This window comes from Actinoplanes sp. NPDC051411, from assembly GCF_040682075.1.
GTDB lineage: Bacteria > Actinomycetota > Actinomycetes > Mycobacteriales > Micromonosporaceae > Actinoplanes.
This window is the reverse complement of sequence record NZ_JBFBAD010000045.1, coordinates 26,514-52,974: the sequence shown is the minus strand read 5'-3', so window position 1 is coordinate 52,974 and position 26,461 is coordinate 26,514. Positions and strand designations below refer to the sequence as shown.

The 26,461-nt window shown below is 72.1% G+C and carries 27 protein-coding genes and 1 pseudogene; 21 read left to right on the top strand and 7 right to left on the bottom strand.

Annotated elements, in window-relative coordinates; genetic code table 11:
- Positions 1-20: 20 nt before the first annotated feature.
- Genes AB0M88_RS24705 through AB0M88_RS24690 form a run of 4 tightly spaced genes read right to left on the bottom strand, consistent with a single transcriptional unit; the run spans position 21 to position 3,980 of the window.
- Entirely contained in the window at positions 21-1,196 is a 1,176-nt protein-coding gene (locus tag AB0M88_RS24705; protein WP_364106017.1) for an NAD(P)/FAD-dependent oxidoreductase, read from the bottom strand.
- Positions 1,197-1,200: 4 nt separating this feature from the next.
- Positions 1,201-2,259, bottom strand: a complete 1,059-nt coding sequence (locus AB0M88_RS24700; protein ID WP_364106015.1) for an NAD-dependent epimerase/dehydratase family protein — start codon at positions 2,257-2,259, stop codon at positions 1,201-1,203.
- A 3-nt stretch (positions 2,260-2,262) separates the two neighbouring features.
- Positions 2,263-3,003 (bottom strand): class I SAM-dependent methyltransferase, encoded by a 741-nt coding sequence (locus tag AB0M88_RS24695; protein WP_364106013.1) that lies wholly within the window; start codon positions 3,001-3,003, stop codon positions 2,263-2,265.
- A complete protein-coding gene (locus AB0M88_RS24690; protein WP_364106011.1) occupies positions 2,994-3,980 on the bottom strand; it encodes an NAD-dependent epimerase/dehydratase family protein in 987 nt (328 codons plus the stop codon). Before AB0M88_RS24690 ends, AB0M88_RS24695 begins: the two co-directional genes overlap by 10 nt.
- A gap of 184 nt (positions 3,981-4,164) precedes the next feature.
- Between AB0M88_RS24690 and AB0M88_RS24685 the strand changes: the two genes are divergently transcribed.
- The 3 genes from AB0M88_RS24685 (at position 4,165) to AB0M88_RS24675 (ending at position 7,494) form a co-directional block, all read left to right on the top strand.
- The gene (locus tag AB0M88_RS24685; RefSeq protein WP_364106009.1) at positions 4,165-4,989 is read left to right on the top strand and encodes a class I SAM-dependent methyltransferase; all 825 of its coding nucleotides are present in this window, start codon (positions 4,165-4,167) and stop codon (positions 4,987-4,989) included.
- A 130-nt stretch (positions 4,990-5,119) separates the two neighbouring features.
- Positions 5,120-6,499: an NDP-hexose 2,3-dehydratase family protein gene (locus AB0M88_RS24680; protein WP_364106007.1), complete on the top strand. Its 1,380-nt coding sequence runs from the start codon at positions 5,120-5,122 to the stop codon at positions 6,497-6,499.
- On the top strand, positions 6,496-7,494 hold the full coding sequence (locus AB0M88_RS24675) for a Gfo/Idh/MocA family oxidoreductase (protein WP_364106005.1): 999 nt from the start codon (positions 6,496-6,498) through the stop codon (positions 7,492-7,494). The genes AB0M88_RS24680 and AB0M88_RS24675 overlap by 4 nt, the downstream gene beginning before the upstream one ends.
- Positions 7,495-7,507: 13 nt before the next feature.
- Here the strand turns inward: AB0M88_RS24675 and AB0M88_RS24670 are convergent, their stop codons facing one another.
- Positions 7,508-8,527 carry a methyltransferase gene (locus tag AB0M88_RS24670; RefSeq protein WP_364106003.1) on the bottom strand — a complete coding sequence of 340 codons (1,020 nt, stop codon included), beginning with the start codon at positions 8,525-8,527 and terminating at the stop codon, positions 7,508-7,510.
- Between the two features lie 106 nt (positions 8,528-8,633).
- Here AB0M88_RS24670 and AB0M88_RS24665 point away from each other — a divergent pair, with 106 nt between their 5' ends.
- The 16 genes and pseudogenes from AB0M88_RS24665 (at position 8,634) to AB0M88_RS24590 (ending at position 22,576) form a co-directional block, all read left to right on the top strand.
- A complete protein-coding gene (locus tag AB0M88_RS24665; protein WP_364106001.1) occupies positions 8,634-9,557 on the top strand; it encodes an amidohydrolase family protein in 924 nt (307 codons plus the stop codon).
- 82 nt (positions 9,558-9,639) lie between these two features.
- Positions 9,640-10,887, top strand: a complete 1,248-nt coding sequence (locus AB0M88_RS24660; RefSeq protein ID WP_364105999.1) for a nucleotide disphospho-sugar-binding domain-containing protein — start codon at positions 9,640-9,642, stop codon at positions 10,885-10,887.
- 198 nt (positions 10,888-11,085) lie between these two features.
- Positions 11,086-12,117, top strand: coding sequence for an LLM class flavin-dependent oxidoreductase (locus AB0M88_RS24655; RefSeq protein ID WP_364105997.1), 1,032 nt, complete (start codon positions 11,086-11,088; stop codon positions 12,115-12,117).
- A gap of 27 nt (positions 12,118-12,144) precedes the next feature.
- A complete protein-coding gene (locus tag AB0M88_RS24650) occupies positions 12,145-12,462 on the top strand; it encodes a TcmI family type II polyketide cyclase (protein WP_364105995.1) in 318 nt (105 codons plus the stop codon).
- Positions 12,462-13,736, top strand: a complete 1,275-nt coding sequence (locus tag AB0M88_RS24645; RefSeq protein ID WP_364105993.1) for a beta-ketoacyl-[acyl-carrier-protein] synthase family protein — start codon at positions 12,462-12,464, stop codon at positions 13,734-13,736. Before AB0M88_RS24650 ends, AB0M88_RS24645 begins: the two co-directional genes overlap by 1 nt.
- The gene (locus tag AB0M88_RS24640; RefSeq protein WP_364105991.1) at positions 13,733-14,923 is read left to right on the top strand and encodes a ketosynthase chain-length factor; all 1,191 of its coding nucleotides are present in this window, start codon (positions 13,733-13,735) and stop codon (positions 14,921-14,923) included. Before AB0M88_RS24645 ends, AB0M88_RS24640 begins: the two co-directional genes overlap by 4 nt.
- A gap of 25 nt (positions 14,924-14,948) precedes the next feature.
- Positions 14,949-17,771, top strand: a complete 2,823-nt coding sequence (locus AB0M88_RS24635) for an AMP-binding protein (RefSeq protein WP_364105989.1) — start codon at positions 14,949-14,951, stop codon at positions 17,769-17,771.
- Positions 17,768-18,211 (top strand): DUF1772 domain-containing protein, encoded by a 444-nt coding sequence (locus AB0M88_RS24630; RefSeq protein WP_364105987.1) that lies wholly within the window; start codon positions 17,768-17,770, stop codon positions 18,209-18,211. The genes AB0M88_RS24635 and AB0M88_RS24630 overlap by 4 nt, the downstream gene beginning before the upstream one ends.
- A 65-nt stretch (positions 18,212-18,276) precedes the next feature.
- Positions 18,277-18,717, top strand: a complete 441-nt coding sequence (locus tag AB0M88_RS24625) for a cupin domain-containing protein (protein ID WP_364105985.1) — start codon at positions 18,277-18,279, stop codon at positions 18,715-18,717.
- Between the two features lie 8 nt (positions 18,718-18,725).
- Positions 18,726-19,166: pseudogene (locus AB0M88_RS24620) on the top strand (SRPBCC family protein); the annotation flags it as partial.
- Positions 19,163-19,618, top strand: a complete 456-nt coding sequence (locus AB0M88_RS24615; RefSeq protein WP_364105983.1) for a DUF1772 domain-containing protein — start codon at positions 19,163-19,165, stop codon at positions 19,616-19,618. The pseudogene AB0M88_RS24620 and the gene AB0M88_RS24615, both read left to right, overlap by 4 nt.
- A gap of 22 nt (positions 19,619-19,640) precedes the next feature.
- Complete coding sequence (locus AB0M88_RS24610; protein WP_364105981.1) at positions 19,641-20,372, top strand: SDR family NAD(P)-dependent oxidoreductase; 732 nt, start codon at positions 19,641-19,643, stop codon at positions 20,370-20,372.
- Entirely contained in the window at positions 20,372-20,683 is a 312-nt protein-coding gene (locus AB0M88_RS24605; protein ID WP_364105979.1) for an antibiotic biosynthesis monooxygenase family protein, read from the top strand. Before AB0M88_RS24610 ends, AB0M88_RS24605 begins: the two co-directional genes overlap by 1 nt.
- Positions 20,680-20,988 carry an antibiotic biosynthesis monooxygenase gene (locus tag AB0M88_RS24600; RefSeq protein WP_364105977.1) on the top strand — a complete coding sequence of 103 codons (309 nt, stop codon included), beginning with the start codon at positions 20,680-20,682 and terminating at the stop codon, positions 20,986-20,988. The genes AB0M88_RS24605 and AB0M88_RS24600 overlap by 4 nt, the downstream gene beginning before the upstream one ends.
- 3 nt (positions 20,989-20,991) lie before the next feature.
- The gene (locus tag AB0M88_RS24595; RefSeq protein ID WP_364105975.1) at positions 20,992-21,588 is read left to right on the top strand and encodes a malonic semialdehyde reductase; all 597 of its coding nucleotides are present in this window, start codon (positions 20,992-20,994) and stop codon (positions 21,586-21,588) included.
- A gap of 7 nt (positions 21,589-21,595) precedes the next feature.
- Positions 21,596-22,576: a zinc-binding dehydrogenase gene (locus AB0M88_RS24590; RefSeq protein WP_364105973.1), complete on the top strand. Its 981-nt coding sequence runs from the start codon at positions 21,596-21,598 to the stop codon at positions 22,574-22,576.
- Positions 22,577-22,602: 26 nt separating this feature from the next.
- On the opposite strand, the gene AB0M88_RS24585 is transcribed toward AB0M88_RS24590, so the two are convergent.
- Positions 22,603-23,268 carry a VC0807 family protein gene (locus tag AB0M88_RS24585; RefSeq protein ID WP_364105971.1) on the bottom strand — a complete coding sequence of 222 codons (666 nt, stop codon included), beginning with the start codon at positions 23,266-23,268 and terminating at the stop codon, positions 22,603-22,605.
- Between the two features lie 68 nt (positions 23,269-23,336).
- Here AB0M88_RS24585 and rfbB point away from each other — a divergent pair, with 68 nt between their 5' ends.
- On the top strand, positions 23,337-24,326 hold the full coding sequence (gene rfbB, locus AB0M88_RS24580) for a dTDP-glucose 4,6-dehydratase (protein ID WP_364106070.1): 990 nt from the start codon (positions 23,337-23,339) through the stop codon (positions 24,324-24,326).
- A gap of 41 nt (positions 24,327-24,367) precedes the next feature.
- On the opposite strand, the gene AB0M88_RS24575 is transcribed toward rfbB, so the two are convergent.
- A complete protein-coding gene (locus AB0M88_RS24575) occupies positions 24,368-25,546 on the bottom strand; it encodes a nucleotide disphospho-sugar-binding domain-containing protein (protein WP_364105970.1) in 1,179 nt (392 codons plus the stop codon).
- Positions 25,547-25,730: 184 nt separating this feature from the next.
- Here AB0M88_RS24575 and AB0M88_RS24570 point away from each other — a divergent pair, with 184 nt between their 5' ends.
- Complete coding sequence (locus tag AB0M88_RS24570; RefSeq protein WP_364105968.1) at positions 25,731-26,441, top strand: VC0807 family protein; 711 nt, start codon at positions 25,731-25,733, stop codon at positions 26,439-26,441.
- Positions 26,442-26,461: the final 20 nt, after the last annotated feature.

Sequence of the window (26,461 nt, the reverse complement as noted above, 5' to 3'; positions counted from 1 at the left end):
TCACTTCTGTTTGGTGGTGCTCACATCGGCACCGGGTCGCACCGGAAGATGACCTCCGCGCCGCGCAGCGAGCTGCGGGCCGCGGCCGCGCCGTACTCGCGCATCTCTCGCTGATAGGCGGCCAGCGCGGAGCCGAGGCTCGCGCCCCCGGCCACCTCGCGGAGCCGGGCGGTCAGCAGAGCGGCGTCGCGCAACGCGGTGTTCGCGCCGGTGCCGCCGACCGGTGTGGTGGCGTGTATGGCGTCCCCGATCAGCGTCACCGGGCCGGCCGGCAGTTCGGGCAGGTGCGCGGCGCCCCGGATGGCCAGCGGAAAGGTGACCTCGGGGCGGCAGCGGCGGACCAGGTCGACCAGCGCCGGATGCCAGCCCGCGACGCACCGGAGTGCTTCCGACCGCAACGCTTCCGGTGACGCGGCCCAGAAGTCGGGCTCGGCCATCGAATACGTGTGCAGCGGCGCCACCATCGTCCATTTCATGTATTCCGGCACCGCGGTCAGGCCGAACCGGTCCGGCGGCGTCACCGGCTGATACGAGCCGAGAGCCAGGGTCCGCCGTTCCGGGCCCTGCACCGGGCAGGAGCCGCCGAACAGCGCGGCCGGCAACGCGGCCGTCAACGCCGGGTCGAGCGGGGTCATCCCGTAGATGGCACGCAAACCGGTGTCGACCACCTCGGCCTCGGGAACCAGACCCCGCCGGACCGCCGAGCCGAGCCCGTCCGCGCCGACCAGCAGGTCCGCGGTGTCGGTGCGGCCACCGGCCAGCCGTACCCGTACGCCGTCCGGCCCGGCGTCGAAGCCGGTGACCTCGGCGCCGAACCGGACCGTGTCGCCCAGCCCGCCGAGCATCACCTCGCGCAACGTCAGCCGGTGCACTCCGCGGGCCGCGGTGGCCGGATCCCAGCGCCCGGACCGCTCGGCGTGCCGGTAGAGCAGTTCCAGGTGATGGTTGTAAACCGCACCGACCGACTCGTACGGCGGATTGGCGGTCTGCTCGTACCGGGTGTAGAGCTCCGGGGGCAGGCAGTCGCGCAGCGCGCCGGTGCCGTGCCGGTCGATCCGGAGCCGGTAGCCCTGGCCGCGCGCCGCGGCCGCCGGGTCCCGCTCGTAGACCGTCACCTCGGCACCGGCTCCGCGCAGTCCGTGCGCGACGCAGAGTCCGCCGATGCCGGCGCCGGCGATGATCACTCGTAACGCCACCGGGTCAGCCCTCCGGTCCGCCGCTCATCGGCTCGTGAGCGAACTCCTTCATGCCGGACTCGAAGTCCACGGCCGGGCGCCATCCGGTCTCCCGCATGAGGCGCTGCGGGCTGGCCACGATGTGCCGGACGTCGCCGATGCGGTACTGGCCGGTGACGACCGGCGGCCGGCCGCCGCGGGCCGCGGAGAGCGCCCGGGCCACGTCGCCGATGCTGTGCGGGATGCCGGAGGCGACGTTGTAGGCGCGGTAGCCCGGCCGGTCCAGCGTCAGCGCGGTCATGGTCGCGGCGGCCACGTCGGAGACGTGTACGAAGTCGCGGGTGGGGTTGCCGTCCTCGTAGAGCTGTGGTGCCTCGCCCCGCGCCACCGCGCTGCGGAACACCGCGGCCACTCCGGAATACGGGCTCTGGTAAGGGATGCCGGGTCCGTAGACGTTGTGGTACCGCAGCGCGATGGCCTGGGCGCCGGTCTCGCGCGCCCACGCCTCGCACAGGTATTCCTGGGTCAACTTGGTGATCGCGTAGATGTTCCGCGGCGGGTCGACGACGTCGTCCTCGGTGACCGCGGAGTCCCGCAGGTCGGCGCCGCACCGGCCGCACCGCGGTTCGAAGCGTCCGCGGTCGAGGTCGGCCCGGGTACGCCGGGGCGGCTTCACGCGGCCGTGCTCCGGGCAGTCGTAGTTGCTGTCGCCGTAGATGGCCACGGTGCCGGCCAGCAGGAGCCGCCCGATGCCGGCGCCGGTCATCGCGGCGAGCAGGTTCGCGGTGCCGAGATCGTTGCACGACACGTGGTGCGGGGCGTCCAGCATCTCCCGGCCCCGGCCGACGACGGCCGCGTGGTGGCTGACCAGCTCGATCCCCCGGAGCGCACGCGCCACGGTGTCCGGGTCGCGCAGGTCGCCCTCGATGAACTCCACGCCATCGGGGAACCGGGGCGGCTGCTGCTCGCTGTGGGTGTCCGGGAGCAGCGCGTCGAGCACGCGGACGCCATGCCCGGCGGTGGTGAGCAGGCCCACCACCCGCCGGCCGATGAATCCGGCGCCCCCGGTGACGAGGATCCGCATGGCTCAGGCCCGGGCCACGAACGCGGTGAAGTACGGGTCCCGGCTGATCTCGAGCACGTCCGGGAAGACGTCGCGCACGAGTTGCTCGCTCGTCGCGGTCGGCAGCAGCTGGGTACGGTGCGAGCCGGTGTAGAGCCGGCCGCCGGACACCTTGATCATCACGGCGGTGCCGAAGAACAGGCTGGTCCGCCACAGGTGCTGGGCCGCGCCGTACCGCTTGCGCTCGAACTCGTGGAAGTTGTCGCCGGTGAACAGGTTGCCGATGAAGATGCCGCCGGGCTTGACCCACTTGTGGATGTGCCGCACCACGTCACCGATGTGGCCCAGATGGTGGATGGCGTCGATGCACAGCACCAGGTCGGCCGGCGGGAAGTCGTGTTCGTTCCAGAAGTCGGCCTGCTGGAACGTGATGTTGTCGTGCCGCACCCGGCTCTCGGCGATCCGCAGGCCCTGGGCCGAGATGTCGATCGCGCGCATCGAGCGCACGTCGGTGTGTTCCGCGGTCAGCCGGGTGAACTCGCCGGTGCCGCAGGCGAACTCGATCGAGTCCTCCGCGTCCTGGCCGTACTTGTCGAGATAGTCGGCAATGGTGTCCTTCTGCTTGAGGAAGTCCCCGGCCAGAACCGGGTGCCGTTCGGCGGCGTCCCGGTCCCAGAATCGGCCCGCCCAGTACGCCTTGCCGTTCGGGGCGGTGTTGCTGATCAGGTTCTGGCCCGCGCGGGCCATGGCTTCGGTCAGTGCCACTGCTGGGCTCCATCTGTGGTGACGGACAGGGAGGTCGGCGCCGATCCGCGCTCGCGGGTCCAGCGCCACATGGCGATGACGCCCTCGGTCAGCGGCGTCGCCGGGCGCCAGCCGACCTTCTCGTAGGCCCGGCTCACGTCGAGCCAGACATGTTTGCGGTCGAGCTCGCGGCCCGCCGTGTACCGCACCGGGACGTCCCGGCCCAGCACCGTGAGCACCACGTCGATCAGCTCGGCGAGGGAGGTCCGTACGCCGGAGCCGATGTTCAGCACGAGCGGCTCGCCGGAGACGACCGGCCCGGCCCGCAGCAGGTCGCCGACCCGCCGCATGCTGTCCACGACGTCGTCGATGTAGACGTAGTCGCGGCTGCTGGCCGGGTCGCCCATGACCACCAGCGGCTGGCCGTCGAGCGCGGCCCGCATCCAGTAGCCGAGCACGCCCTGGCCCTTGCCGGCCAGCTGACCGGGGCCGTAGGCGTTGGACAGCCGCAGGATGACTCCGGGGATCCGGCCGGCGTACGCGTGCAGCTCCTCCTCGAGCGCCAGCTTGGCCGCGCCGTAGTGACCGGCCGCCCGGACCGGTGAATCCTCCGTGTACGGCGGTGCCACCCGCTGGTCGTAGACGGTGCCTCCCGAGCTGGTGAGTACGACAGCGGGTGGCTCGTCCCGGCGGGCCAACCGGGCGAGCAGCCGGGCGAACGCGTGCCGGTCGGCCTCCGCCCGCTCCGGGTAGCGTTCGCCCAGGGCGGGGTTGATGCTGCTGGCGAGGTAGTAGACGACCGGCGCGCGGGTCAGGGCATAGCTCAGCTCGTCGGCGTCGTCCAGCGCCCGGGCGGTCCGGGTGAAACAGGCGGTGTCGACGTGCTCATCGGCCAGCGCCATGGACAGGCGCGCGCCGATGAATCCGCCGGCTCCGATCACCGCGGCCCGGTGGATCGTCCGGCCCCGGGCGTCGACTTCCATGGTCGGTGTGGCCATCAGCACCTCACCTCACCCTTCGGCTCGGTCACCGCCGAAGTTCACCGCACGGTTCTAGAGAACCTCTCGGGCGCGGGCCGCCCGGTCTCGCGCTGCTACGAGGCGATTTCGAGCTCAGCACCAGTCGCCCACCATCCGGCCGGTCCACCATCGGTGACGCCTCGCCGAGCGGAAGGGATGATCCGTGATCGCCACCAGCAAACTTCCCGAGGAATACGAACTGTGGAACGCCAGATACGGCGCTCCGTTCGGCAACACCGTGGAGAACTCGCTCGATGTCCGGCACCGGTTCGACGACGAGGACCCCAAGCGCTACGGGCCGTTCGGCTTCCAGCGCAACAGCCTGACCCGGATCTACGAGTACCCGTGGGCGTTCCACATCGCCGAGCTGCGGCCGGGGATGCGCGTGATCGACGTCGGCGGCTGGCTGAGCGGCTTCCAGGTGACCCTGTCCGACGCCGGCTGCGAGGTCTACAACGTCGATCCCTCGGTGCCCGAGGACAGCCGGTGGACGACCACGCACCGGCCGAACCAGTCGAACACCGCGCGGGATCTGCACCAGCGTTTCCTGTCCTTCTTCGACTCCCGGGTCACGCTGATCGAGAAGCGTCTGCAGGAAGCCGATCTGGAGCCCGAATCGTTCGACCGGCTCTTCGCCATCTCGGTGATCGAGCACGTCGACCAGCAGGAGGCGGGCGACATGGTGGCGGCCATGCGCAAGCTGCTCAAGCCGGGCGGACGCGCCGTGCTCTCGATCGACCTGTTCTTCGACCTGCCGCCGTTCGGCGTGCTCGAACGCAACTACTGGGGCACCAACATCAACGTGTACTCGCTGGTCAAGAACTCCGGCATGGAGCTGGTCCACGGCGACCCGGCCGAGCTGTACGGGTTCCCCGAGTTCGACGCCGATCGCATCGCGGCCAAGGCCAACCAGAACGTGTACAACCTCAGCGTGCTCTACCCCGTGGTCAGCCAGTTGGTCGTGCTGCAGAAGCCCGTCGCCGGCTGACGGGCCGCGACGTGCGCGCTCTCTTCCCGCCGTTCTCTGCGTCCTCGCTCGGCCGGCCGGCGGTCCCGGTGATCCGGGTCCGCCGGCCGGTGCGGCCTGCCGCCGGTGACCGCACCCACGGAGGTAGCACATGTTCACACGGCTAGCCGACTTCCACGACTGGTTCGCCGAGCAGACGGTCCGTCAGTCCAACGTCGTGACCCGCACCGGGGTCGACGATCTGCCCGGTTGGCGGATCGATCCGGACAGCGGGAACCTGGTGCACGACACCGGCCGGTTCTTCTCCGTCTCCGGCCTCGACGTGGTCACCGACCATCGCGACTCCGGCAGATGGCGCCAGCCGATCATCATCCAGTCCGAGATCGGCATCCTGGGACTCCTCGTCAAGGTGCTCGACGGCGAGGTGTACTGCCTCATGCAGGCCAAGATGGAGCCCGGCAACATCAACCTGGTGCAGGTCTCGCCGACCGTGCAGGCGACCCGCAGCAACTACTCGCGGGTCCACGGCGGCAGCGATGTGCCCTACCTGGAGTACTTCGTGGCGCCCCGGCGCGGCCGGATCGTCTTCGACGCGCTGCAGTCCGAGCAGGGCTCGTGGTTCCTGAAGAAGCGCAACCGCAACATGATCGTCCAGGTCGACGCGGACGTACCGGCCCGCGACGGGTTCTGCTGGCTCAGCGTCACGCAGATCGCTCAACTGCTCCAACACCCGAACCTGATCAACATGGACGCGCGGACCGTCCTCTCCGGCATCCTGTTCGTCGAGTCGCTCGGGCCGACCCGGGCGCCACATCCGGAGGGCCCCTCCCTGTATCCCTTCGGTCACGTGCTGAGCTGGCTGTCCGAGGCCCGCTCGAGCTATCACCTGACGCAGCGCCCGATCCCGCTGCGGTCGGTGCCGAGGTGGCACTGGACCGGCGCCGGCGAGCTGGTGCACGACACCGGCCGCTACTTCTCGGTCATCGGCGTACACGTCGCCGCCTCGGACCGTGAGGTCCGGCAGTGGTCGCAGCCGTTGCTGAAACCGGTGGGCCGCGGTGTGATCGGCTTCCTGGCCCGCCGGGTGGGCGGCGTCTACCACCTGCTGACCAGCGCCCGGACCGAGGCCGGCACGCGTGATGTGGTCGAGGTCGGTGCCACGGTGAGCTGCAACCCGGTCAACTACGCGGCGCCGACCGGCCTGACGCCGCCGCGGTACCTGGGCGAGCTGCTCGCCGCCGACGCGTCGCGGGTGCTGGTGGACGTGGTGCACTCCGAGGAGGGTGGCCGGTTCTTCGGCGCCGAGAACCGGTATCTCATCGTCGATGTCGGCGAGGACTTCGACCTCGACGTACCCGACGACTACTGCTGGATGACGCTGGATCAGATCATTACGTTCGTTCGGTTCGGCAACACCGTGAACGTCGCCGCCCGGTGCCTGCTGACCTGCCTGGTCGGCCTGCTGGAGCGCGGCCGCGAGCAATGGTCGCCGGAATCGACCGAGGCGCGGAGGTCGATGTGGATAGCGTGAGGACCGGACCGGACGCGGGACCGGTGCGGTTCGGGATCCTGGGGTGCGCGGACATCGCCTGGCGGCGCACGCTGCCCGCGATGGCCGCCGACCCCGGCATCGAAGTGGCCGCCATCGCCAGCCGGAACCCGGCGAAGGCGAAGCGGTTCACCGAGCGGTTCGGCGGCGTCCCGGTCGACGGGTACGCCGGGCTGCTGGAGCGGGACGACGTCGAGGCGGTGTACGTCCCTCTGCCGGCCGCGTTGCACGCCGAGTGGGTCGAGCGGGCCCTGCTCGCGGGCAGGCACGTCTTGGCGGAGAAACCGCTGACCACCGAACCGGTCGCCGCCGAGCGGCTGTTCGAGCTGGCCCGGGCCCGGCAACTGGTCCTGCTGGAAAACATGATGTTCGTGCACCACCCGCAGCACGACCGGGTGGCCGGCCTGGTCGCCGCGGGTGCGATCGGGGAACTGCGGTCGATGTCCAGCGCGTTCACCATCCCGCCCAAGCCGCCCGGTGACATCCGCTACCAGGCCGGCGTGGGCGGTGGCGCGCTGGTCGACATCGGCGTCTATCCGGTGCGGGCCGCGCTGCGGTTCCTCGGGCCCGCCGTGCACGTCGCAGGAGCGGTGGTGCGGGCCGACCGGGCTCGCGAGGTCGTGCTGGGTGGCAGTGTGCTGCTCGCCGACCCGGCCGGGGTGACCGCACAGCTGTGTTTCGGCATGGAGCACTCCTACCGGACGAGTTACGAGCTCAACGGCAGCACGGGCCGGCTCATGCTGGACCGCGTCTTCACGCCGCCGTCCACGCACCAGCCGGTGATCCGGGTCGAGCGGCAGGACCACCGCGAGGAGATCGTGCTGGCCCCGGCGGACCAGTTCGCGCTGATCGTCCGCCGGTTCGCCGCCGCGGTCGCCGAGGGCGACGACCTGCCGCAGCTGCGGGACGCCTCGCTGCGGCAGGCGGCGCTGCTGGACGAGATCGCCCGCCGGGCGGAGTACGTCCACGTCGGATAGCCCGTCGACCCGGTCACTTGTAGCCGATGGCCAGCGTGTTGTCGGCGCCCAGCGGGTGGCAGGTGATTCCGGTGAACCCCGCGTCGGTCAGGTAGCTCACGCACTCGCTGACCGGGTATTCCGAGCCGCCCTCGGTCACCAGCAGCATGTTGATGCTGACCAGCAGCTTGCTGAGATCGGCCGGCTCCTCGTCGAGCATGGCGTCGTAGACGAGCAGGGCGCCGCCCGGTGGCAGGGCCGCATAGCACTTCGCGACCAGCCGGCGGCGCTCCTGCGGTGACCAGTCGTGCAGCACGTGCCCCATGATCATCACGTCGGCGGCCGGCAGGTCGTCGGTGAAGAAGTCGCCCGGCCGGAAGACGACCCGGTCGGCGACGCCCAGGGAGGCCAGGTGCTCGGCGGCCGGCTCGGCCACCGTCGGCAGGTCGAACACCGTGCCGCGAAGGTTCGGGTGCGCCTGGGCCAGCCGGCCGAGCAGATTGCCCCGGGCCCCGCCGATGTCGGCCACGCGGCCGACCGAGTCCCATGCGAAGCGCGCGTCGATGTCCGGAACGAGCAGGCTGTTCACCGAGTCCATCATGGCCAGGAACGCGTTCAGCACGGCCGGGTTCGCGGCCACCTGGCTGAAGTTCGCCGGAGCCTGCGGCGCACCGGTGCGCAACGCCTCGGTGAGCTTGCCCCAGGCCGGGTAGAGCATCCGGTTCGCCCGCTCCAGGAAGCCGCCGCTGTAGCCCGGCTTCCCGCGCACCAGGAACTGGGCGGCGGCCGGGCCGTTGCGGTAGCGGCCGTTCTCGCGCTCCAGCAGGCCGAGCGCGACCAGGGCGTTCAGGAAGTCACCGACCCCGCGCGGGTTCAGCTCCAGCGCGGCGCACACGTCGCCGGCGGTGGCCGGGCCGGCGTCGAGCGCGGAGAACAGGCCGAGCTCGGTCGCGGTCAGGAGCAGCTTGGCCGCGCAGAACGCGTTGCCGAGCCGCTTGATCGCGACGGGGTCGGCGGCGACGGGTGCGGTCACAGGTGCGGTTACTGCGGTCACGATCCAGTCCTTTCCGAGGTGTCCGTGCACGATCGCGCGGCACGCTGGGGAAACTCTGTAGCCGGGCTCCCAGCGGCGCCCGAGGCGGCCGCGATGTGCTGACCACGTGGACGGACGCATCGATGTGCACCAGCACGCCATCACCCCGGACATCGCCCGCATGCTGCGATCGGTCAACGCGCCCTTCGTGCTGCCCTGGTCGCTCGAGGAGACGTGGGACGTGTTCGCGGCCAACGGCATCGGGTTCGGATATCTCTCGAATCCGGTGCCCGGCGGCTTCTTCGCCGACGAACGGCAGGCGGCCGGATTCGTCACCGCGGTGAACGAATCCGTCGCGGCACTGCGCGAGGCCCATCCGCGGCGGTTCGGGTTGCTGGCCGCGGTGCCGATGCCCTACGTCGATGCCGCGCTCGAGGAGGTCCGGTACGCGTACGACACGCTGCGCGCGGACGGCATCGTGCTGATCGCCCAGTCGGCCGGCGACTACCTCGGCGCCGAGCCGTACCGGCCGCTCCTCGAGGAGCTCGACCGGCGGGCCGCGGTCGTGCTGGTGCACCCGATGATGCTGCCCGGGCGGCCGGTCGCCGCCCCGCCGATCGTGCTGGCGGACTTCCTGCTCGACACCACCCGGGCGGCGGTCAACCTGGTGCTGACCCGCACGCTGGACCGGTACCCGCGGATCCGCTGGATCCTGGCCCACGCCGGCGGCTTCCTGCCCTACGCCGCCTCCCGGGTCCGCCTGCTCGGGGAACAGTTCTTCGACGTCGACCCGGCGGTCTTCGACGACTATCTGGGCCGGTTCTACTACGACACCGCGCTCTCCGCGCCGTCGGCCCTGCCCAGCCTGCTGGCCGCGGTGCCGCCGACGCAGGTGCTCTTCGGCACCGACTGGTCGGCCGCGCCGGCCCGCCCGGTCGCCGCCTGCACCGCCGCCCTGGACGCCGGCCTGGCCGCGGCGGGGGTGGACGCGGCCCTGATCGACCGGGACAACGCGGCCCGGCTGTTCGCTCGGGTGCCGGCGGCGCGCTGAGCGGCCTCACGAGGCCGTCTTCGAGTCCGGCTGGAGCCGGGGCGGCCACCGAGAATCTAGCGGCGTATCGGACCGTAGCCGGATGCGAGTGCTGTTCGCGACCTGGGCGCAAACCGGCCACTACCAGCCGCTGGTCCCCCTGGGCTGGGCGCTGCGCGCGGCCGGCCACGAGGTGGGCGTCCTCACCCACCCGCCGTTCGCGCCGGTCGTCACCGGCTCCGGCCTGCCGGCCGTCGCCGTCGGCCCGGACATCGACGTCACCCGGCAGTTGCGCGAGCGGTACGCGCCGCTGCTGGACACGGACGCGATCGACGGCGCCGCCGAGTTCAGCCGGCGGGGCGGCTGGCAGGGCCGCGGATCGCCGGATGCCGGGCGCCGCCGTGACGAGGCCCAGAACCGGCTGGGCCGGGAGATGCTGCGGATCGTTCTCGACGGGTGCTGGGCGATGCTGGACGAGGCGTACGCGTACGCCACGGAATGGCGCCCCGACCTGATCGTCTACGAGCCGACCGGGTTCCTCGGCGGCATCCTGGCCACGGTCCTGAAGGTCCCGTCGGCGCGGGTGCTCTGGGCGCCCGACTTCAGCCGCCCGATGCAGAACCTGTCCCAGCGATTCTTCGGGCCGGTGCTGGAGCGCTTCGGGGTGCCCGATGTGGACATCACCGGCACCGTGACGCTCGACCCGTGCCCGACCGCCATGCAGGTGGACGACGACCTGCCGCGCCGGCCCATGCGCTACATCGGGTACGCCGGCGCGCTCCCGGTCGCCCCGCCCGCGCTCACCCGGCGCGGCGACCGCCGGCGCGTCTGCGTCACCTGGGGCACCACCATCCACGGGCTCGGCATCGACGCGGCCTACCGGGCGCCGGACGTGCTCCGCGCGCTGGCCGGGCAGGACGTCGAGATCGTGCTGGCCGTACCCACCTCCCAACTGGCCGCGTTCGGCGAGCTGCCGTCCACCGTCGTACACGCCGGCCCGATCCCGCTGACCGCGGTGCTGCCCGCCTGCGACGCGGTGGTGCACCAGGCCGGCGGCGGCACCACCATGGCGTCGGTGCGCTCGGGGGTGCCTCAACTGGCCGTGCCGACGCTGCCGGACACCGAGTTCAACGCCCGGCAGATGGCCCGGACCGGAGCCGGCATCCATCTCGCCGCCGACGACGCCGGCCGGGACGGAATCGACAAGGCGGTACACGAGCTGCTCACCGAGCCGCGCTATGGGGCGGCGGCCGGGCGGCTGCGCGACGAGGCGCTGGCCATGCCGACACCGGCCGCCACGGTCCGGCTTCTGGAGGACCTGGCCGCTGGACGACCGATCGAGGATTTCTAGGGCCCGGCCGCCGGGCGGGAGCGCGCGTCTAGCGGTTCCACAGCGCCCGCGCGCAGGGTGTGAGCGGTCGAGTGACCGTTCCGGGCAGGGGAGGGCCGTCGTGCGGGTTCTGTTCATGACGTGGGCATGGGGTTCGCGATCCAACGCGCTGAGGCCCCCCGGGCGGGCGGTGGCCCCGCGGCCGAAAAAGAGCCGGCGATGAAGCTCGCGGTGTTCCTGGCCCACCACTGCGCGGTCGAGGTCGCCGTCGAGGCGGAACGGCTCGGGGTCGAGCTGGCGCTGGTGCCCGAGGGGTTCCGGTCCGACGCGCCGAGCGTCCTCGGCGCGCTGGCCGCCCGGACCTCGACGATCGCGCTGGCCCCCGGGGTGATGCAGATACCGGCCCGGACGCCGGTCCTGACCGCCCTGACCGCGGCCACGCTCGACTCGCTCTCCGGCGGCCGGTTCCGGCTGGCGCTCGGCGTCTCCAATCCGGACGTCTCGCTCGGCTGGTACGGCGTGCCGTTCGACCGGCCACTGCGCCGCATCCGGGAGTACGTCGACGTGGTCCGGCTCGCCCTGCGCGGTGAACCGGTCCGCTACGCCGGCCAGTTCTACCGGCTGCCACCCGACGAAACCGGCGACCCGGCCTGGCTGCGGGCCGCGGCGACCCGGGCCGACCTGCCCGTCTACCTGGCCGCGGTGGGTCCGAAGAACCTCGCGCTGACCGGTGAGATCGCCGACGGCTGGATCGGCGTATTCAACTCACCGGACGGCATCGCCGAGTCGCTCACCCACGTGGCCGCGGGACGGGCCCGGGCCGGCCGGAGCATGGACGGGTTCGACGTGCTGCCGTCCATCCCGGTGTCGATGCACGAGGACCCGGAACGGGCGGCCGCCCCGCTGCGGCCCTACTTCGCCAACTTCATCGGCCTGGGCAGCAAGGAGCGCAGCATCTACTTCGCGGTCGCGGCCCGGCTCGGCTTCGCGGCGGCCGCCGCGCGGATCCACGAGGCCGTGCGTACCGGCGACCGGGCCGGTGCCGCCGCCGCGGTCCCGTTCGAGCTGATCGACCAGCTGTCCCTGCTCGGCGACGAGGAGCGGGTCGCGGCCCGGATGGCCGAGTACGCCCGCGCCAACGTCACCACGCTCGGGCTCACCCTGCTCGCTCCGACCGCCCAGGGCCAGCTGGAGACGCTGCGCGGAGCGGTCGCCGCCCGCGAGCTCGCCGGCCGCCGACTGCGCAGCTGATCTCTTCCTTCGCAGACAGGAGAAGACGTGAACCGCACCCTCATCGTGGCCAAGGCGGACCCCGGCGATCTGGACCGGATCGCCGACCTGTTCACCAGGTCGGACGCGACCGAATTGCCGCACCTGGTCGGCGTCCGGCGCCGGACCCTGTTCACGTTCCACGATCTCTACTTCCACCTGATCGAGTCGGAACGCCCCGCCGCCGAGGGCCTCGCCCGGGTTCGCGAGAACCCGCTGTGGCACGAGATCAACACCCAGCTCAAGCCGTACGTGCAGCCGTACCACCCGTCCTGGCAGGGACCGGCGGACGCCACGGCGCACCCGTTCTACACCTGGTCGGCCTGATGTCCGAGGCTGGACGGGACGTCGTCATCACCGGGATCGGCGTGGTCGCCCCGGGCGGCATCGGCACGAAGCCGTTCTGGCAGCTGCTGACGTCCGGCCGTACCGCGACGCGGGCGATCTCGCTGTTCGACCCCGGTCGTTTCCGGTCCCGGGTGGCCGCCGAGGTCGACTTCGACCCGCTGCTCGCCGGGCTCAGCGAGGCGGACCGCGACAACCACGACCGGGTGGTGCAGTTCGCCCTGGTCAGCGCCCGCGAGGCGATGGCCGACAGCGACATCGAGTTCGACTCCCTGCCGCCGGAGCGCCTGGGCGTCGCGCTGGGCAGTGCGGTGGGCAACACCATGCGGCTGGAGGAGAACTACCTCGCGGTCAGCGGCCGGGGCCGCAACTGGCTCGTCGACCACGAGCAGGCGTCCCCGCATCTGTACGAATATCTCGTACCGAGCACGATCCCGCGTGAGGTCGCGCTCGCCTGCGGTGCCGAGGGCCCGGTCGCGCTGATCTCGAACGGTTGCACGGCCGGTATCGACGCGGTCGGCTACGCGGCCCAGCTGATCGCCGAGGGCCGCACCGACGTGATGGTGGCCGGGGCGGCCGACGCGCCGATCTCGCCGATCACGACCGCGTGCTTCGACGCGATCAACGCGACCACGCCGGACAACGACGACCCGGAACACGCGTCGCGGCCGTTCGACGCCCGGCGCAACGGGTTCGTGCTCGGCGAGGGCGCGGCCGTACTCGTCCTCGAGGAGGCCGAGGCGGCCCGCCGCCGTGGCGCCCACATCTACGCCCAGATCAGCGGCTTCGCGTCGCGGTCCAACGCGTACCACATGACCGGGCTGCACCCGGCCGGGCGGGAGATGGCCGAGGCCATCCGGCAGGCGCTGGACCGGGCGCGGCTGGATCCGACCCGGATCGACTACGTCAACGCGCACGGGTCCGGCACCCCGCAGAACGACCGGCACGAGACCGGCGCGTTCAAGGAGAGTCTCGGCCCGCACGCGTACCGCGTGCCGATCAGCTCGCTGAAGTCGATGGTCGGGCATTCGCTCGGCGCCATCGGCTCGATCGAGCTGGCCGCCTGCGCGCTGGCCATCGAGAACGGCGTGGTGCCGCCGACGGCCAACCTGACCGTCCCCGACCCGGAGTGCGACCTGGACTACGTGCCGCTGGTCGCCCGGGAACGGCGGCTCGACGCGGTGCTGAGCGTGGGCAGTGGATTCGGTGGCTTCCAGAGCGCCCTGGTGCTGACCCGGTACGGAGGACGGGCATGACCGAAGCGGTGATCACGGGAGTCGGGGTGATCGCGCCGAACGGGATCGGCGTCGACGCGTACTGGTCGGCGACGCTGGCCGGCGAGAGCGGGATCCGCCCGATCGACCGGTTCGACGCCGGCGGCTACCCGACGACGCTGGCCGGTACGGTGCCCGACTTCGACGCCGCGGACTGCCTGCCCGGCCGGCTGCGCTCGCAGACCGACCGCTACACGCAGATGGCGCTGGCCGCTTCCGCGATGGCGCTGGCCGACGCCGGAGTCGACCCGGCCCGGGTGCCGTCGTACGAGTTCGGCGTGGTGACCGCCAGCAGCACCGGCGGCAACGAGTTCGGCCAGCACGAGATGGAGAAGCTCTGGGGCGGCGGGCCGGTCCCGGTCAGTGCGTACCAGTCGATCGCCTGGTTCTACGCGGCCAGCACCGGCCAGGTGTCCATCCGCAACGGTGCCCGCGGCCCGTGTGACGTGGTGGTGGCCGAGCAGGCCGGGGGGCTGGACGCGCTGGCCCACGCCCGGCGTTCGCTGCGCGCCGAGACCACGGTGATGCTGGTCGGCGGCACCGAGGCGCCGCTGTCGCCGTACGCGCTGGTCTGTCAGATGGCCGGCGGCCGGCTCAGCCGCAGCGCCGACCCGCGGCGCTGTTATCTGCCGTTCGACCCGCGGGCGGCCGGGCATGTGCCGGGCGAGGGCGGCGCCATGCTGGTGGTGGAACGCCGCCCGGCCGGCTCGGGGTCCGGCTACGGCACGGTGGCCGGGCACGCGGCCACCTTCGACCCGGCCCCGCACACCGGCCGGCCGCCCGCGCTGCGCCGGGCGATCGAGCTGGCCCTGGCCGACGCCGGGCTCGGCCCGGCCGACATCGACGTCGTGTTCGCCGACGCCGCCGCGATACCCGAGCTGGACGCGGCCGAGGTGGAAGCGCTGGGCGCCGTGTTCGGGCCGGGCGGCGTGCCGGTGACCGCGCCCAAGACCATGACCGGCCGGCTCAATTCGGGCGCCGGATCGCTGGACGTGGCAACCGCGCTGCTCGCCCTGCGCGACGGCGTGATACCGCCGACCGTCGGCGTGCGGGCGCCGCCGGGGCTGGATCTGGTGACCGTTCGGCCGCGGCCGGCCGCGCTGCGGCACGCCCTGGTGCTGGCCCGCGGGGACGGCGGCTTCAACTCGGCGCTGGTGCTCAGCCGGTGACCCTCTCAGGACGGTGGTGAGACGCATGATGCTGACCGGACCGCGGGTCGACTACCCGCTCGGCGGGCGGGTCGACGCGCTGGTGGCCCGCTGGGCCCGGGAGACGCCGCAGGCGACCGCGCTCACGTGGCGCGGCCGGGCGATCAGCTATCTCGATCTGGGCCGGGCCGCCGAGGGCGAGCGGCGCCGCCTGCGGGCGCGCGGCGTGGGTCGCGACGACATCGTGGCCGTACGGCTGCCGCGCGGCCCGCACCTGGTCGCCGTTCTGCTCGGCGTGCTGGCCACCGGGGCCGCCTATGTCGGCGGGGCGGTCGACTGGCCGCGGAGCCGGTTCGACGACATCGCCGGGCGCTGCGGTGCCCGGGCGGTGATCGACGAGGACACCCGGCCGGCCGGGCAGTCCGATGAGCCGGTCACCGGCCTCGCCGGCACCCCGGCCGACCCGTGCTGCGTCTTCTCCACCTCGGGCAGCTCCGGGCGCCCGCGGGCGGTGCTGACGCCGCACTCGGGCACGGCACGGATCGCCTTCGACCCGTTGCTCGGCCTGGACGCGGACACGCACATGTTGCAGGTGTCGCCGCTGGGCTGGGACATCCATTCGATGGAGCTCTGGGGCCCGCTGATCCGCGGCGGCGTCAGCGCGCTCTACGACGGCGGCCATCCGGGCGCGCAGGAGTTGCGCCGCGCCGTCGCCGGCGGGGTGAACACGGTGTGGCTGACCACCAGCCTCTTCAACGCGCTGATCGAGGAGGACGTGCGCTGCCTGGAGGGGCTGCGGTGCGTGCTCACCGGCGGCGAGCGGATATCGCCCGGCCACGTCGTCATGCTGCGCGACGCCCTGCCGGAACTGCGCGTGGTGAACGGTTACGGCCCGGCCGAGAGCACCATCCTGGCCACCGCCTACGAGATTCCGCCCACAGTGGACGGGACCGACATCCCGATCGGTGTCCCGCTGGCCAACACCCAGGTGCTGCTGAGCGACGACGAGATCGTGCTGGCGGGCGACGGGCTCGGCCACGGCTACCTCGGCGACCCCGAGGCCACCGCGGAACGGTTCCGGCCCGACGGCTACCACACCGGCGACCGCGGCCGGGTCGACGAACACGGCATCCTCTACTTCTCCGGCCGTACCGACCGGCAGCTGAAGATCCGCGGAGCGCGGATCGAGCCGGAAGAGGTCGAGACGGTGATGAACGCCGTACCCGGCGTGCACCGCAGCGTGCTGCTGGCCGCGCCGAACGGCACCGAGACGGTCGGCTTCTTCGTCGGCACCGGCGATCCCGAGGCGGTCCGGGCGGTGCTGACCGAGCGGTTCCCGGCCGCCTTCGTGCCGCGGATCCTGCGCCGGCTGGACGCCATGCCCACCAACCGCAACGGCAAGGTCGACACCGACGCGCTCCGCGCGCTGGCCGAACCGGCCGCGACCGCGCCGCCCTCCCCCGCCGACCCGGCGTCGCCGGACGAGGACCAGGTCGCGACCGTACGGGCGGTAGCCGCCGACCTGCTCGGCACGCCGGTCGGCCCGGACACCGACCTGCTCGACGCCGGCGCCAACTCGCTGATCGTGATCCGGCTGGCCGGCCGGCTGCGCCTGGGCGCGGACACCGTGCTGACCCGGCGTACCCCGGCCGCCATCGCCGCCGCCCTGCGTGCCGCGGCCGCCGAGCCGGCACCGGCGCGGGCGGCCGAGCCGCATCCGAGCCGCTGGGTGGCCAACCTGCCCATCACCCAGTACCGCATGTGGTGGTCGGAGCAGCACCGCCCGGGCGCGGCGGAGATGCTGTATCCGCTGCTGTTCCGGATCACCGGGCCCCTGGACACGGCCGCCCTGGCGAGCGCGGTCCGCGCGGTCGCGGCCCGGCACGAGGCCCTGCACACGGTCCTTAACCAGCACTCCCACCGGCACATCGCCGCCGAGCCGGCCCGGGCGGACCCGTCCTGCACGGTCACCGACTACGCCGAGGAGGCCGTACGCGCTTTCTGTGCCGCGCCGTTCGACCTCTCCGCCGGCCCACCGATCCGCGCCGCCGTCTTCCGCCGTACGGCCGAGGACCACCTGCTGGTCGTGGTCGTCCACCGGGTGGCGTTCGACGGCTCGTCGGAGGCGATTCTGTGCCGGGACCTGTCGATCGCGTACACCGGCGCCGCGCTGCCCCCGGCGCCGGGGTATCGCGACGTGGTCCGGCAGGAGGTGACCGGCGCGCCCCCGCCGGACCGCTTCTGGCACGAGCATCTGCGCGGCGTGCCCGACCTGCCGCTCGCCTCGGCGGCGGGTGGGACCGGACCGGTCGCCGAACATCCGCTCGAGCTGCCGGCCGGCCGCACCGCCGAGTGGCTGGCCGCCTGGGTCCAGACGCTGCGCGAGGAGACCGGCGGCACCGACTTCGCGGTCCGGATGCCGCTGTCCGGCCGCACCCTGCCCGCGGCCGACGACGTGATCGGCTGCTTCGCCACCTCGGCCGCGCTGCGGTTCCCGTCCGCCGTGCGCACCTTCGACGACTGTGTGGCGCACGGCCGGCGGTTGCTCGAACGCCTGCTGGCGAACCAGCACGTGCCGATCGAGGAGATCGCCGCCGACCGGGCGCCGACCGGGCGCAACCCGATCTGCCAGGTCGCGTTCGCGCTGCAGAACACCGATCCCGCGGTGCTCACGCTGCCCGGGGCGACCGCACGCCGGGTCCGGCCGCGCTATCCGGACTCGTCCGTCGAGCTGTCGCTGGAAATCTTCCCGGCCGAGGACCGGGCGCTGCTCTGGCACCGCCCGGACGCCCTGCCGGTGGACCGGGCGGCCGAACTGGGCCGCCGCTGGCAGGCGATCCTGCGGGCCCGGGAAGGTGTGGCGGCGTGACCACCACCGTGCTCGGCGCGGTCGCGCTGGCCGGCAGCGGGCTGACCGCCGGCGTGCTGCTCGCGGTGGCGGTCAGCCTGGTGCCGGTGTTTCTGTCGCTCCCACCCCGGTCCTATGTGGAGGCGCACAAGGTCGCCGGCCGCTACTTCGACCGGTTCATGCCGCCCACCGTGCTGCTGACCGTGGTGGTCGAGGTGACGCTCGCGGTGCGTACCGGTCATCTCCTGTACGCCGCGGCGGCCGCGGCGATGCTCGGCGTCTCGGTCGTCTCGCAGTTCGGTAACGTGCCGGTCAACCGGGTGGTCAAGGCGCTTCCGGCGGGCGAGGTGCCGGCCGGCTGGGCGGATCCGCGGCGGCGCTGGCAGCGGCTGCACCTGTACCGCACCGGTTTCGCCGCGATGGCGCTGCTGCTCACCATCGCCGCCCCAGTGAGTCTCTAACGCCGGCCCGGAGCATGGGCGTGCCGGCCCGTTACCCACCGGCCCTATCCAGCCAGGAGGAGTCCATGTCAGAACAGCGGCCCCCGACGATCCGGTGGGCGGACGTCGAGCCGAACCGGCGGCGCGGCGGTGACCTCAGGGTCCTGCTCGGCCCGAAGACGGTCGGCTCCACCAGCGGATTCATGGGCGCGCTGACGCTGCAGCCCGGTGAGTTCGTGGCCGAGCACTACCACCCCTATTCCGAGGAGTTCCTCTTCGTGGTCAGCGGCGCGATGGACGTGCAGGTGGACGGCGAGTACCGGCGGGTCGAGGCCAATCAGGGGCTGATGGTGCCGATCGGCGTACGGCACCGGGTGGAGAACAACGGCTCCGAGCCGAGCTTCGCGGTGTTCAGCCTGGGCCCGCTGGCCCCGGAACCGCGGCTGGGTCATGTCGACACCGAGGACCTGCCGCATCCGGAGGCGGAGCCGCTGCGGATCAGCCACGCCCGAGGGGCCGACCGGTGAGCGCCCGCACCGAGAACACCGTCTGGGTCGGCGCTCCGATGGAGCTGGTCTGGAACGTCACCAACGACGTCCCGCGCTGGCCCGAACTGTTCAGCGAGTACGCCGCGGCCGAGGTGCTGGCCGAGGAGGGCGACACCGTACGGTTCCGGCTCACCATGCACCCGGACGAGGACGGCACGCAGTGGAGCTGGGTGTCCGAGCGCACCCGGGACGCCGCCACGAGGACGGTCCGGGCGCACCGGGTGGAGACCGGCCCGTTCGAGTACATGAACATCTACTGGGAGTACCGGGAGGAGGACGGCGGCGTCCGGATGACCTGGAAGCAGGACTTCCAGATGAAGCCGACGGCGCCGGTCACCGATCAGCAGATGGCCGACCGGCTCAACGCCAACACCCCGGTGCAGATGAACCTGATCAAGAAAAAGCTCGAAGCGGCGTCGGCCCGATGACCGGCTGGCAGAACACCCTTGGCGCGCTGGCCACGGTGGTGAACGGCCTGGCCGCGGGCATCATGCTGGCCACCGTGATCGGGGTCGTGCCGATGATGATCGCGCAGCCCTACACCGGTTACGTGCGCATGGTCCAGTTCATGCGGCCGCGCTTCGACCCGATCATGCCGATCGCCAACGGCACCGCGCTGATCCTGGACGTGGTGCTGGCGGCCACCGGCGCGATCCGTCCGCTGCATCTCGCGGCGGCCGTGCTGCTCGCCGGCGTCATCCTGATCTCGGTCAGCCGCAACGTCCCGGTCAACCGGTACGTCATGTCGCTCGACCCGGAACGACGCCCGGACGACTGGGCCCGGCTCGACCCGCGCCCGCGGTGGCAGTTCTGGAACACCACCCGGACGCTGCTCGCCGCCACCGCGTTCCTGTTGAACACCGTCGCCGTGCTGTGGTGACCGAACGACGAGAGGCGCACCAGTGACGATCTCACTCGAGGGCAAGAAGGCGCTGGTCACCGGCGGTGGCCGAGGCATCGGCGGGGCGATCACGCTGGCCCTGGCCCGGGCCGGCGCGGACGTCGTGGCCTGTTACCGCGACGGTGGCGACCATGTGGACCGGCTGGCCGAAACGCTGGCCGGCACCAGCGGCAAGCATCATCTGATGCGGGCCGACGTGACCCGGGCCGAGGACGTCGAGGCGCTCATCCAGACGTGCCGCGACCGGCTGGGTGCGCTCGACGTGCTGGTCAACAACGCCGGCGTGATCAGCCACGTCCCGTTCGCCGAGCTGACGCCGGCCGAGTGGCACCGGGTGGTGGACACCAATCTCACCTCGGTGTTCACGGTGGTCCAGGCCGCCCTGCCGCTGCTGTCCGGCAACTCGTCGGTGATCAACATCGGTTCCGGGTCGGCGTTCGTCGGACTGGCCCTGCGCGCCCACTACACCGCGACCAAGGCCGGCCTGGTCGGGCTGACCCGCTCGATGAACCGGGAGCTGGGCCCGCGCGGCATCCGGGTCAACGTCATCTCCCCCGGGGTGGTGCAGACCGAGAAGGAGCTGTCCCCGGAGATCGTCGCCCGCTACACCGCGATGACCTCGGTCGGCCGCCTGGGCCGGCCGGAGGAGATCGCCAACGTGGCCCTGTTCCTGGCCAGCGATCTGTCCAGCTACATCGCCGGCGCGGACATCGACGCGATCGGGGGGATCTGATGGCGACGTTCCGGGTCCTGCTGCGGATGAGCGTCCGGCCGGGAGCCGGGCCGGCGTTCGAGCGGGAGTGGCGCGCCGGGGCGACCCGGATCTCCGAGCATCCGGCCAGCCGCGGGCAGTGGCTGGCCCGGGCCACCGGGCCGGAGGAGACGTACTACGTGGTGAGCGACTGGGCCGACGAGTCCGCCTTCCGCGACTACGAGCGCAGTGAGGCGCACCAGCGGTACCTCGAGCGGCTCGGCCCGCACCGGGTGGCCGCGTCGATGTCCACCATGGCGCTGGTCACCGCCGTACCGGGAGCGACGGCGTGAGCGGCGGCGGGCGGGTCCGCGTGCTCATCTTCGCCGTCGCCGACGCGGAGGGTGTGGAGCGGGCGTACCACGAGATCAGCACCGCCCTGCGGGGCACACCCGGGCTGCTCGGCAACGAGCTGCTCCGCGAGTTCGGCCCGGCCGCCGGCACGTTCGCGGTGATGAGCGAGTGGGCCAGCCGGGAGGCGTTCCACGACTGGGAACAGGGACGGGAGCACCGCGACGTCACCGCGCCGCTGCGGCCCTACCAGGACACCAGCCGGGACCGGCCGTTCGGGCTGTACGAGGTCGTTGCGCGGTACTGAGCCATGGACAATCCGCTGCGACTCGCCCCAGCCGCCCAGGACCTGTTGTTCCGGCAGGCCCGCTCGGTCACCGAGTTCACCGCCGAGCCGGTCTCGGACGCCCAGGTGGCCGCCATCTACGAGCTGGTCAAACACGGTCCCACGTCGTTCAACCAGCAACCGCTGCGAATGATCATGGTGCGCAGCCGGGAGGCCCGCCAGCGCCTGCTGCCCCACCTCGACGAGCGCAACCGCCGGCGTACCGAGCACGCCCCGCTGCCGATCATCCTGGCCGCCGACCTGCACTTCCACAAGAAGCTGCCGGACCTGTTCCCGCACGGGAACGCGATGTGCGAGGCCCTGGACGCGGCGCCGGAGAAGCGGGCCGAGGACGCCCGGTACAACGCCCTGCTGCAGATCGGCTACCTGATCGTCGGGGTACGGGCGGCCGGGCTGGCCGTCTGCCCGATGATCGGGTACGACGCGACCGGGCTGGACCGCGAGTTCTTCCCGGACGGTCGGCTGCGCTCGCTGCTGGTGATGAACATCGGCACCGGCCTGCCCAAGCGGTACGACCGTCTGCCCCGCCTGCCGTACGAAGAAGTCGTCACCGTCCTGTGAGGAAGCCTTGTTCGCCGTATACGCCCCGAAGCCCGACCCCGCCGATCCGCTCGCCGCGCTGAAGGCCGGTGAACGCGACGATCCGCTCGTACCGGAGGGCTGGGTGGCCGTCGCGCCGCGGGCGGTCTCGCTCAACATGCATGACATCAACACCCTGCGCGGCATCCACGTGGACCCGGCGCGATATCCCATGACGCTCGGCTGCGACGGCGCCGGCGTGCTGGCCGACGGTACGCCCGTGGTCATCCACAGCAATGTGGCCGGCGCCGGCTGGGTCGGCCCCGAACAGCTCGACCCGGCGCGAACCGTGCTCAGCGAGTACCACCAGGGCACGTTCGCCGACCTGGTGGCGGTGCCGCGGCGCAACGCGGTGCCGATGCCGGAGGCGCTCACCTTCGAGGAGGCCGCCTGCCTGCCGACCGCGTGGCTGACCGCGTACCGGATGGTGTTCGTCTCGGCCGGCGTGGTGCCCGGGCAGCGCGTCCTGGTCGACTGCACGCAGCGGATCGGCAGCATCCCCACGGCGGTCGTTCAGCTGGCCGTCGCGGCCGGCTGCACCGTGCTGGTGGTGGCGCCGGAGCGTCAACACGCTCGCGCCGCCGAGCTGGGTGCGCACCGGGTGACCAGGCCCGGCGAGCCGGTCGCCGGCCCGGTGGACGCGGTCTTCGACGCCGGAACCGACCAGTACGGCTGGGTCCGGCACCTGGGCGCCCTCCGCGCGGGTGGTGCCGTGGTCTGTGCCGGTGGCCGGGACGAGAGCGTGGACGGGCCGCCCCGGGCCGTCCTGAACGAGATCGTTCGGCGCGAACTGCGGCTGTGCGGCTCCACCATGGGCACCGCCGACGACCTGGCCGCGCTGCTGGCCTTCCTCGTACACACCGGCCCGCGCCCGCGGATCGCGATGCGGCTGCCGCTCAAGCAGGTGGCCACCGGGATCGAGGCCATGCTTTCCGGTGGCGTACCCGGGAAGATTGTCCTGACCCGGTAACGCCGCCGCACCGGGGACGACCGCCCTCAGACGGCGGACGCCACCTCGGGCACCGGCCGGGCGGGGCGCAGCACCGCGGTCAACGGCCGGCGCCGCAGCCAGGTGGCCAGCACCAGCCCGCCGACCATGAGCACCGTCGGCACCAGGCCGGCCAGCACCCCGATCTCCAGCGGCACGCTGTAGACCACGACGATTCGCGCCGTGCCGCCCAGGATGAACCCGATGCCCCACAGGACGTTGAGCTGCTTGACGCAGCGCACGAAGGCGGGATCCGTGTCCCACGCCCGGTCCCAGCGCCGAGCCAGCCCGGCATCGCCGTGGGTCACGAACGGAGTCAGCACGTCGTACAGGACGGTCCGGCCGAAGAGGCTGGTCACCAGCCCGTAGACGCCGCCGGCGATCGGCGTGACGGCGGACTTGGCCAGCACCAGCCGCGGGTCGCCGGTCAGGAACACCAACGCCACCGAGACGGCCAGCAGCACCATCATCATCAGCGGGAAGGCGTCGATCCGGCGCTCGGAGATCGCGCGGTAGACGCCGCGCAGGCCGGCCACCACGGCGCCGGCGGTCAGCGCGAGCGCCGGGCCCACGCCGAACAGGAAGTGCAGCACGTAGAAGCTCACCACCGGGGCGAGCATGTCCAGCAGGATCGGTCCCAGCGCCGCCAGCCGGCGATTCACATTCACGGTCACCCGGTCATCGTGGGCGCGGTCACTAGTAACTCCCTAGACGACCGGATCAGGGTGCTTGCATGACAAGGATGCTCGTGACCGGCGGCGCCGGCTTCATCGGCGGGAACTTCGTGCACCACACCCTCCGCCACCATCCGGAATACGAGGTCTGCGTGCTCGACGCGCTGACCTACGCCGGCAACCGGGCCACGCTGCGGCCGGCGGCCGGATCGGTGGAGTTCGCCGAGGGCGACATCTGCGACGCCGAACTCGTCGACCGGCTGGTGGCCCGGTCCGACGTCATCGTCCACTTCGCGGCCGAGTCGCATGTGGACAACTCGTTGAACGGGCCCGAACCGTTCGTGCGCAGCAACATCATCGGGACGTACACGTTGCTGGAGGCGGTGCGGCGGCACGGCGGCCGGTTCCACCACGTCTCGACCGACGAGGTCTTCGGCGACCTGGCCCTGGACGCGACGCGGAAGTTCACCGAGGAGACGCCCTACCGGCCGTCCAGCCCGTACTCGGCCAGCAAGGCCGGCGCCGACCATCTGGTCCGCGCCTGGGTGCGGTCGTACGGCATCGCGGCGACGATCTCCAACTGTGCCAACAACTACGGGCCCTACCAGCACGTGGAGAAGTTCATTCCCCGCCAGGTGACCAACCTGATGCTGGGCGGGCGGGCCAAGCTCTACGGCGACGGCCGCAACGTCCGGGAATGGACGCACGTGGACGACCACAACACGGCCGTGCACCTCATCCTGTCCCACGGCCGGGTCGGAGAGACGTATCTGATCGGCTCGGGCGACGAGCGGAACAACAAGCAGATCGTCGAACTGGTGCTGGAACTGATGGGACAGCCGCCCGGCGCGTACGAGCACGTCCCCGACCGGCCCGGCCACGACCTGCGCTACGCCAACGACACCACGAAGATCCGCACCGAGCTCGGCTGGCGGCCCGCCTACGACGATTTCCGGGCCGGACTGGCCGCCACCATCGGCTGGTATCGGGACAACGAATGGTGGTGGGGTCCGCTCAAGGAGACGGCCGAGGAGCGCTACCTCGCGCTCGGCCGCTGACCGGGACGCCTGACCGGGACGGCCGGCCGGGTGGCCCGGCCTCAGGGCCGCCGGCGGATGACGCCGTCCCGCAGATCCGGCTCCAGGCGGTTTGCCACGTCGACCGGGCTGGGCAGCATCCGGTGTTCCCGGTGCAGTTCATCGGCGCCGGCCCGCAGACGTGGCAGGTCGGCGACGAAGCGGTGCACGGCACGGCTCAGCCCGGCGTCGTCGAGATCGACCGGCAGCTCGTACCGGCCGGAGCCGGACCGGCTGACCAGCCGGGCGTTGACGATGGCGTCGGCCGCCCACGGGAAGATCAGCTGGGGCCAGCCGCAGCTGACCGCGGTCATCGTGGTGGCCGCACCGCCCTGGTGAATGATGCCGGCGCAGTCCCCGGACAGCAGGTTCAGCGCTATCGGTCCGATGTGGACGACGTTGTCCGGCAGATCGCCGAAGCGGTCCCGCTGCTCGTCCAGCACCGCCACCACCACCTCGACGTCCTGGCCGGCCAGCGCGCGCACGATGCGCGGGGCGAGGAAGGCGTCCTCCCAGCCCAGGTAGTGCAGCGAACCACCCCAGGTGACCACGACGCGCGGTCGCGCCGGCGGGCCGGCCAGCCAGCGCGGCATCACGGCCGGCCCGTTGTACGGCACGTAGCGCATCGGACGGCGGACCAGGTCGTCGTCGGTCCGCAGGCGGGGCGGGCAGGGATCGAGCGTCACGTCGCCGAACGCCATGTTGTCGACCAGCTGCTGCCGGGACCCGAGTCCGCCGAGCATCGCGTCGTCCGCCTCCGGCACGTCCGCGATCGAGGCGACGAAGTCGGTGGCCCACAGCAGCCGGAGCGCCGGCACGTCCAGCTCGGCGGCCAGCCCGGGGCCGAGGAACGCCATCGGTTCGTAGACCACCACATCCGGCCGCCAGTCCCGGGCGAAGCGGAACGTGTCCTCGGCCATGGCGACGGCGCTCGTGGTCGCGGTGGCCACCGCCTGCTCGCCGCGGTGCCGGATGTCCGCCGGGTCCAGAGAGGAGCGTCGGTGCGCCTCGCTCATCAGCCCCCGCACGTCGACGTCCTCGCCGACCGGAAGCGCCGGCAGCCCGGCGTTCGTGATGGTGTCCTTGAAGAACGGGTGGCTGGCCACCAGCACCTCGTGCCCGGCCGCCCGCAGTGCCCAGCCGAGCGGAACCATCGGCTGCAGGTGGGAACCCCAGGCCCAGGTCATGAACAGCGCTCGCATCGCCGGCCCTCCGTACGGGTGTGTCCTCTCCGGGCCACGGTGGTGTCCAGGACTCGAGGACCGCTGGTGCGCCCCGGCGGGAGGAGGAGAAAACTCCCACCGATTTGGGTAGTTCACTCCCTACCGGGGCTCTTGTCGCCGATGCGATGGTAAGAAAGCAACCCGCGAGAGAGGAGAAGGTCACATGCCGGCCCTCACGCACAGTCCGGAGAGGCCCAAGGCTGGTGGTTTGCTGTCGGCCGTTCTGGAGCTCATCCTCACGTTCGGTGGCTATTATCTGCTCCGCGCGTTCGGCGTGAGCGTGTTCTGGTCGCTCACCGTGCCGGCCATCGCGGTCGCCGCGGTGACCGTGGCGGTGACCGTACGCCGCCGGAAGGTCGATCTCATCGGCCTGCTGGTGCTCATGGAGCTGGCCGCGACGATCGTCGTGTCGCTGGTCACCCGGAGCCCTCGCATCGCCGCCGTCCGGGAGCCCATCTACATCCTCATCGGTGGCGTCTTCTGTCTGGTCACGCTGCTCGGCCGGGTGCCGTTCACCCACACGAGCACCGCGTCGTTCGCCACCTTCGGTGACCCGAAGCGCAAGCGGGCGTTCGCGATGGCGTGGTCCGACGTGCCGAGGTACCGGATGTGGCAGCGCCTGCTCACCGCCTGCTTCGGCGCGATCATGGTGGTCTTCGCGATCATCCGGATCGTGCTGCTGTGGTCGGCACCCGAGGCGCGGATAGCGCACGCCGTCAACGTGTCCAACACGCTGAGCTTCGTGATGATCGGCGCCCTGCTGGTGGTGAGCGGCGTCCTCATCCAGCCGCCGAAGAAGATCATCGAACGGCTGGTCCAGCAGATGAACGACGTGCCGGCCGAGTCCTCCCGCACCTCACCTGTGCCCCGCTGACCGGAGCGGTGTCCCCGTCA

Excerpts from the sequence above, each read along its gene's own strand:
- AB0M88_RS24700 (WP_364106015.1), bottom strand. The coding sequence starts at position 2,259 with ATGCGGATCCTCGTCACCGGGGGCGCCGGATTCATCGGCCGGCGGGTG.
- AB0M88_RS24690 (WP_364106011.1), bottom strand. The coding sequence starts at position 3,980 with ATGGCCACACCGACCATGGAAGTCGACGCCCGGGGCCGGACGATCCAC.
- AB0M88_RS24680 (WP_364106007.1), top strand. The coding sequence starts at position 5,120 with ATGTTCACACGGCTAGCCGACTTCCACGACTGGTTCGCCGAGCAGACG.
- AB0M88_RS24660 (WP_364105999.1), top strand. The coding sequence starts at position 9,640 with ATGCGAGTGCTGTTCGCGACCTGGGCGCAAACCGGCCACTACCAGCCG.
- AB0M88_RS24655 (WP_364105997.1), top strand. The coding sequence starts at position 11,086 with ATGAAGCTCGCGGTGTTCCTGGCCCACCACTGCGCGGTCGAGGTCGCC.
- AB0M88_RS24645 (WP_364105993.1), top strand. The coding sequence starts at position 12,462 with ATGTCCGAGGCTGGACGGGACGTCGTCATCACCGGGATCGGCGTGGTC.
- AB0M88_RS24640 (WP_364105991.1), top strand. The coding sequence starts at position 13,733 with ATGACCGAAGCGGTGATCACGGGAGTCGGGGTGATCGCGCCGAACGGG.
- AB0M88_RS24635 (WP_364105989.1), top strand. The coding sequence starts at position 14,949 with ATGATGCTGACCGGACCGCGGGTCGACTACCCGCTCGGCGGGCGGGTC.
- AB0M88_RS24625 (WP_364105985.1), top strand. The coding sequence starts at position 18,277 with ATGTCAGAACAGCGGCCCCCGACGATCCGGTGGGCGGACGTCGAGCCG.
- AB0M88_RS24615 (WP_364105983.1), top strand. The coding sequence starts at position 19,163 with ATGACCGGCTGGCAGAACACCCTTGGCGCGCTGGCCACGGTGGTGAAC.
- AB0M88_RS24605 (WP_364105979.1), top strand. The coding sequence starts at position 20,372 with ATGGCGACGTTCCGGGTCCTGCTGCGGATGAGCGTCCGGCCGGGAGCC.
- AB0M88_RS24595 (WP_364105975.1), top strand. The coding sequence starts at position 20,992 with ATGGACAATCCGCTGCGACTCGCCCCAGCCGCCCAGGACCTGTTGTTC.
- rfbB (WP_364106070.1), top strand. The coding sequence starts at position 23,337 with ATGCTCGTGACCGGCGGCGCCGGCTTCATCGGCGGGAACTTCGTGCAC.
- AB0M88_RS24575 (WP_364105970.1), bottom strand. The coding sequence starts at position 25,546 with ATGCGAGCGCTGTTCATGACCTGGGCCTGGGGTTCCCACCTGCAGCCG.
- AB0M88_RS24570 (WP_364105968.1), top strand. The coding sequence starts at position 25,731 with ATGCCGGCCCTCACGCACAGTCCGGAGAGGCCCAAGGCTGGTGGTTTG.